This window comes from Streptomyces sp. NTD91, from assembly GCF_059510455.1.
The window spans coordinates 1-1,932 of record NZ_JCAJZW010000113.1; the positions used below are offsets into that span (position 1 = coordinate 1).

Sequence of the window (1,932 nt, forward strand, 5' to 3'; positions counted from 1 at the left end):
GCGGGGAGCTTGGCCTGGATGAGGTCCATGACCGTGCTGTCCGTCAGCGTGGTCACGTCACCGAGCTGGCGGTTCTCGGCCACGTCCCGCAGCAGGCGGCGCATGATCTTGCCGGAGCGGGTCTTGGGCAGCTCGGCCACCGGCAGGATCCGCCTGGGCTTGGCGATCGGGCCGAGCGTGGCGCCCACGTGGTCGCGCAGCTCGCCGACGAGCGCCTCGGTCTCCGCGGCCGTACCGCGCAGGATCACGAACGCGACGATCGCCTGCCCGGTGGTCTCGTCGGTGGCACCGACGACGGCCGCCTCGGCGACCGCCGGGTGGGAGACGAGCGCCGACTCCACCTCGGTGGTGGAGATGTTGTGCCCGGACACGAGCATCACGTCGTCCACCCGGCCCAGCAGCCAGATGTCGCCGTCGTCGTCCTTCTTCGCGCCGTCACCGGCGAAGTACTTGCCCTCGAAACGGGACCAGTAGGTGTCGATGAACCGCTGGTCGTCGCCCCAGATGGTGCGCAGCATCGACGGCCAGGGCTCGGTGAGGACCAGGTAGCCACCGCCGCCGTCGGGCACCTCGTTCGCCTCGTCGTCGACGACGGTCGCGCTGATGCCGGGCAGCGGGGTCTGCGCGGAGCCGGGCTTGGCCTCGGTGACGCCGGGCAGCGGCGAGATCATCATCGCGCCGGTCTCGGTCTGCCACCAGGTGTCCACCACCGGCGTGCGGTTTGCGCCGATGTTCTTCCGGTACCAGACCCATGCCTCGGGGTTGATGGGCTCGCCGACCGAGCCCAGGACACGCAGGCTGCTGAGATCGAACTTCGCGGGGATGTCGTCGCCCCACTTCATGAACGTCCGGATCGCCGTCGGCGCCGTGTAGAGGATCGTGACCTTGTACTTCTGCACGATCTCCCAGAACCGGCCCTGGTGCGGGGTGTCCGGCGTGCCCTCGTACATGACCTGCGTGGCGCCGTTGGCCAACGGGCCGTACACGATGTACGAGTGGCCGGTGACCCAGCCGACGTCGGCCGTGCACCAGTACACGTCCGTCTCCGGCTTGAGGTCGAAGACCGCCCAGTGCGTGTACGCCGTCTGGGTGAGGTAGCCGCCGGAGGTGTGCAGGATGCCCTTCGGCTTCCCCGTCGTGCCCGAGGTGTAGAGGATGAACAGCGGGTGCTCCGCGTCGAACGCCTCCGGGGTGTGCTCGGCCGACTGCGGCCCGACCAGCTCGTGCCACCACACGTCCCGGCCCTCGGTCCAGGCCACGTCCTGGCCGGTACGGCGCACCACCAGCACGTGCTCGACGTTGTCGACCTTGGAGACCGCCTCGTCCACGGCGGGCTTGAGCGCGGACGGCTTGCCGCGCCGGTAGCCGCCGTCGGCGGTGACGACCACCCTGGCGTCCGCGTCCTGGATGCGGGTCGCGAGCGCATCCGCCGAGAAGCCGCCGAAGACCACCGAGTGCGTGGCGCCGATCCGGGCCGAGGCCAGCATCGCGATGGCGGTCTCCGGGATCATCGGCATGTAGATGGCGACCCGGTCGCCCTTGCGGACACCGAGTTGCAGCAGGGCGTTGGCCGCCTTGGAGACCTCGTCCTTCAGCTCGGCGTAGGTGAGGGAGCGGCTGTCGCCCGGCTCGCCCTCGAAGTGGATGGCGACACGGTCCCCGTGCCCGGCCTCCACATGCCGGTCCACGCAGTTGTAGGCGACGTTCAGCTCGCCGTCCTCGAACCACTTCGCGAACGGCGGGTTGGACCAGTCCAGCGTCTCGGTCGGTTCCTTGGCCCAGGTCAGCCGACGGGCCTGCTCGGCCCAGAAGCCGAGCCTGTCAGCCTTGGCCTGTGCGTACGCCCCCGCGGTGACGTTGGCGTGCGCCGCCAGGTCGGCGGGGGGCGCGAACCTGCGTTCTTCCCTGAGCAGGTTGGCCAGGCTCTCGTTG

Annotated in this window: 1 protein-coding gene; it reads right to left on the reverse strand. The window is 70.0% G+C overall.

All coding sequences use genetic code 11. The features are described from left to right. Positions 1–1,932, reverse strand: a 1,932-nt coding sequence (gene acs / locus AC5WRT_RS38770; protein ID WP_496101088.1) for an acetate--CoA ligase, incomplete at both ends; no start/stop codon positions are given.